The 4,123-nt window shown below is 72.3% G+C and carries 4 protein-coding genes; 2 read left to right on the forward strand and 2 right to left on the reverse strand.

Features of this window, described 5'->3' with window-relative positions:
- Nucleotides 1–215: 215 nt before the first annotated feature.
- On the reverse strand, nt 216–650 hold the full coding sequence (locus tag ACZ4WH_RS19205; protein WP_468181860.1) for a protease inhibitor: 435 nt from the start codon (nt 648–650) through the stop codon (nt 216–218).
- A 97-nt stretch (nt 651–747) separates the two neighbouring features.
- Nucleotides 748–924 carry a hypothetical protein gene (locus ACZ4WH_RS19210; RefSeq protein WP_468181862.1) on the reverse strand — a complete coding sequence of 59 codons (177 nt, stop codon included), beginning with the start codon at nt 922–924 and terminating at the stop codon, nt 748–750.
- Nucleotides 925–1,102: 178 nt separating this feature from the next.
- On the opposite strand from ACZ4WH_RS19210, the gene ACZ4WH_RS19215 reads away from it, so the two are divergent.
- Complete coding sequence (locus tag ACZ4WH_RS19215; RefSeq protein WP_468181864.1) at nt 1,103–2,704, forward strand: purine-cytosine permease family protein; 1,602 nt, start codon at nt 1,103–1,105, stop codon at nt 2,702–2,704.
- A gap of 81 nt (nt 2,705–2,785) precedes the next feature.
- Nucleotides 2,786–3,964 carry a lactate 2-monooxygenase gene (locus ACZ4WH_RS19220; protein ID WP_468181866.1) on the forward strand — a complete coding sequence of 393 codons (1,179 nt, stop codon included), beginning with the start codon at nt 2,786–2,788 and terminating at the stop codon, nt 3,962–3,964.
- Nucleotides 3,965–4,123 lie beyond the last annotated feature (159 nt).

The raw sequence follows: 4,123 nt of genomic DNA on the forward strand, positions 1-4,123 counted from the left end.
GGACAAAACGGAGGAAAAAAAGTTTTTTTCTCCCGCTCCCCTGGGCGACTCCCCCAAGGGAGGCCTGGGGGGGTGGGTTTTTCCCCGTCCCGGGCGGCCCCCCCCCCCCCCCCCCCCGGCCCCGGTGCGAGATCGCAGGTTCCCCGCTCCAGGGGGCCGCACTCCCCAGTTGCGGGCCTGATCCGGCGTCCACGGGGACCCGTGCGATCCCGGCCCTAGAACGCGAAGAGGCTGCCGCCGACGGCATCCCTCATGCACGCGTTGCCGAAGCTGCGCTCGTAGGAGACGCGCTTGCCCTGCCAGACGCCCTGGACGGTGACGACGACGGGGTCGTAGACCTTGGTGCACATCACGTCGTCGGCGGGCTTCAGGGCGTCCAGCTCGCCGCCGACACCACGCAGTTCGGCGCAGGCCTGGACGGCGGCCGGGTGGGTGCCGGAGGCGGTGGGTGCGCAGGTGAGGGTGACGGCGCGCTCCGGAGTGGCCGTGGCCGCGTCGTTGCCGTGGCCGGTGGTGAGCACCAGCGCCGAGGGGGCGTAGAGCGACGACGGGGCGGCGCCCGGTGCAGCGACGGCGGCCCCGGTCAGGGGTCCGCAAACGGCGGCGGCCGTGAGGCCGAGGGCCGCTGCCCAGCGCGCGGTGTTCCGCATTGTGTGCATCCTTCCGCTCGAACAGTCGGGGTGCCGGCTCGGGCCCGGTCGGGCACCGGAGCGGCGAGCGCCACTCTGCCGACTCCACCGGCGAAACTCACATCGAACCCATGGGTTTCAGTAACCTTTCGTGTTGAATCAGTGGCGTGAAGTCACGGAATTCGAACGCCGTGACCCCGGAACTGAGCGGTTCCCCCGCCATGGAAGCGGCCATATGGCCGAAAAACAGCTCTTCGTTAATCGTCTTGAAACATTCCGGCTCGGACCGCGCCACGCCCCTTCATGACTCCTCGTGTTCACGAAGTGATCACCAGGAGCGGGCACCTCCGCCACCCGGCGGAGGGCGATTCATCCATCGGCGGCGCGAAAGTTGGATGAACCGCCCTCTGGATCACACGGTTCCGCCCGCCGTACCGTCGGCGCACCCCGCCGCCGTCCCCGCTGGAGCGCCCGTGTCCGCACAGCCCGAACCACCCGCCGCGTCCGCCGCCTCGTCCGGGCCCGCCCTCACGGAGGTGGAGGCCCACGGTGTGGAACGCATCCCCGACGCCGACCGCACCGCGACCCCGCTGGACCTGTTCCGGCTCGCCTTCGGCGGCGCCAACACCTTCTCCACCTGCGTCCTCGGCGCCTTCCCGATCCTGTTCGGGCTCTCGTTCCGGCAGGGCCTCGCGGCCACCGTGCTCGGTGTCCTCGCGGGCGCGCTGATCCTGTGCCCGATGGCGGTGTTCGGCCCGGTCAACGGCACCAACAACGCCGTGTCGTCCTCGGCGCACCTCGGCGTGCACGGCCGGGTGGTCGGTTCGTTCCTGTCGCTGCTCACGGCGGTCGCGTTCTTCTCCCTGTCGGTGTGGAGTTCGGGCGACGCCCTGGTCGGCGGCGCGCACCGGCTGTTCGGCCTGGAGCGCAACAACCTGTCGTACGTCGTCGCGTACGCGCTCTTCGCCGGTCTGGTGCTCACGGTGTGCGTCTACGGCTTCCGGTTCATGCTGTTCGTCAACAAGATCGCGGTGACCTCGGCGAGCGCCCTGTTCCTGCTCGGCGCGGTCGCGTTCGCCGGTGACTTCGACCCGTCGTACGCCGGGGTGTTCACGGCTTCGGCCGACGCGGCGACGCGGTCCATGTTCTGGCCGTCCTTCATCGGCGCGGCCCTGATCGTGCTGTCCAACCCGGTGTCGTTCGGCGCGTTCCTCGGCGACTGGTCGCGCTACATCCCGGCTTCCGCGCCGCGCCGCCGGGTGGTCGGGGCCGCGTTCCTGTCCCAGCTCGCGACGCTGCTGCCGTTCGTGTTCGGTCTGGCGACGGCCAGCATCGTGGCGACGAAGGCGCCGAAGTACGTCGACCCGGCCGCGCCGGACTTCGTGGGCGGGCTGCTGGCGATCTCGCCGAGCTGGTTCTTCCTGCCGGTCTGTCTGCTGGCGCTGATCGGCGGCATGTCGACGGGCACGACCTCGCTGTACGGCACCGGCCTGGACTTCTCCTCCGTGTTCCCGAGGCTGTCGCGGGTCCAGGCGACGCTGCTGGTCGGCGTGTTGTCGATCGGGTTCATCTTCGTCGGCCGGTTCGGCCTGGACCTGGTCCAGTCGATCTCCACCTTCGCCACGATGATCATCACCTGCACCACGCCCTGGATGGTCGTGATGATGCTGGGCTTCTGGACTCGTCGCGGCTGGTACGACCCGGACGCGCTCCAGGTCTTCAACCGCCGTCAGCGCGGCGGCCGTTACTGGTTCGCGCACGGCTGGAACTGGCGTGGCATGACCGCGTGGTGGGTGTCGGCGCTCATCGGCGTGCTGTTCACGGACATCCCGGGCCAGTTCGTGGGTCCGCTGGGCGATCTGGCGCACGGTGTCGACATCAGCCTGCCGCTCTCGCTGGCGGCGGCCGCGGTGCTCTACCTGGCTCTGCTGTGGCTGTTCCCCGAACCCCGCGCCGCCTACGGCCCCGAGGGCGCCCGGCTGGTCCGTACGGTCGAGGTCCCGGTGCCGCCGATCACCGGCCCCGGAGCCGCTGCCGACGCCCCCGCTCCCGTGCCGGCGGGCGGGGCCGGCTGACGTGATCCCGTGGCGCGCCGTCCGACGTACCGGTCGTATCGTCGGGGGCGCACGCGGCAGACGACGGGCGGGAGTTGACGGATGGCACAGCACTGGGCCGACTTCCAGTACGAGATCTACCTGAACGGGATGACCGGGGCCGTGCCCCGGCTCCCCACCGATCTGACCCGGCTGGAGGAGCTGGCCGAACACCGGCTCGGCCCGGGCCCGGTGGGCTATGTGGCGGGCAGCGCGGGCGACGGCGGCACGGCCCGCGTCAACCGGGCGGCCCTCGTCCGGCGCCGGATCGTGCCGCGCATGCTGCGGGACGTGCACGAGCGCGACCTCACCACCGAGGTGCTCGGGCGGACCCTGCCGGCACCGCTCGCCCTCGCTCCGGTCGGCGTGCTGTCGATCATGCACCCGGACGCCGAGACCGCCGCCGCCCGGGCCGCCGCCGCGCAGGGCGTGCCGTACATCCTGTCGTCGGCGTCGAGCACGCCGATGGAGCAGGTCGCGGAGGCGATGGGGGACGCCGAGCGGTGGTTCCAGCTGTACTGGGGCAAGGACCGCGAGGTGACCCGGAGTTTCCTCGCCCGGGCGCGGGCCGCCGGCTTCTCGGTGCTGGTCGTCACCCTGGACACCCCGTTGCTGGCGTGGCGGCCCCGCGATCTGGACCAGGCCTACCTGCCGTTCGTGCACGGCGTGGGCACCGCCAACTACTTCACCGACCCGGCGTTCCAGGCGGGCCTCGCCAAGCCGGTGCACGAGGACCCGAACGCGGCGGTGCTGCACTTCCTCGGCCTGTTCGGGGACGCGAGCCACACCTGGCCGGACCTGGCGTTCCTGCGGGAGCACTGGGACGGGCCGATCGTCCTCAAGGGCGTCCTGCACCCGGACGACGCGCGGCTCGCCGCGGACGCCGGGATGGACGGTGTGGTGGTCTCCAACCACGGCGGCCGGCAGGTGGCCGGGTCGGTCGCGGCGGCCGACGCGCTGCCCCGGGTCGCGGACGCGGCCGGCGACCGGCTGACGGTGCTGTTCGACAGCGGGGTACGCACCGGCGACGACGTCTTCAAGGCCCTGGCCCTGGGTGCCCGGGCGGTCCTGCTGGGGCGCCCGTACGTCTACGGCCTGGGCCTGGACGGCCAGCCGGGCGTGGAGCACGTCATCCGCTGCCTCCTGGCGGAGTTCGACCTGACCCTGGCCCTGTCGGGTCACGCACGCCCGGGTACGGTGACGCGGTCGGACCTGGAAGCCGACGGCGGCGCGCCCTCCTGAGGGACGCGCGCCGGTGTCGCCACCGGGGCTAGCCGCCGGGCCCACCGTCGGACCGCCCGTGGGCGTCGGTGTCGCCACCGGGGCCCTAGCCGCCGGGCCCGCCATCGGACCGCCCGTGGGACCCTGGCCCATCGGGCCGCCCATGGGACCCTGGGCCCA

Source organism: Streptomyces sp. NPDC029138, assembly GCF_055564375.1.

Bases quoted from the DNA above. Each gene is read 5' to 3' on its own strand.
- ACZ4WH_RS19205 (WP_468181860.1), bottom strand. From the start codon at position 650: ATGCGGAACACCGCGCGCTGGGCAGCGGCCCTCGGCCTCACGGCCGCC.
- ACZ4WH_RS19220 (WP_468181866.1), top strand. From the start codon at position 2,786: ATGGCACAGCACTGGGCCGACTTCCAGTACGAGATCTACCTGAACGGG.